The sequence below is a fragment of the Anaerobacillus sp. 1_MG-2023 genome (assembly GCF_030547345.1).
In the GTDB taxonomy this organism is placed as follows: domain Bacteria; phylum Bacillota; class Bacilli; order Bacillales; family Guptibacillaceae; genus Guptibacillus; species Guptibacillus hwajinpoensis_B.
Map to the genome: position 1 here is coordinate 1 of NZ_JAUORD010000215.1, position 242 is coordinate 242.

Genomic DNA, 242 nt, shown 5'->3' on the forward strand with positions numbered 1-242 from the left:
TGTAAGGACAAGAACCATTCCTGTTCCAAGGTCTGGTTGTAGCATAATTAGACCAAAAGCAGTAAAAACAAGTAAAATACATGGAAGAAAGCCTTTTTTAAAAGAAGTTATATATTTTTGATTTGCAGAAAGGATCGCAGCAAGAAAAATGATTAGCCCGAGCTTCATAAATTCGGATGGTTGAATACTAAATGCACCCACCCCTATCCAGCTCTGTGCTCCACCTCGAACCAACCCTACTC

General features: G+C 39.3%; 1 protein-coding gene. It reads right to left on the bottom strand.

From position 1 onward, the window contains the following. Nucleotides 1-242: FtsW/RodA/SpoVE family cell cycle protein (locus Q4550_RS23910; protein ID WP_303536754.1), on the bottom strand; the 242-nt coding region annotated here is incomplete at both ends.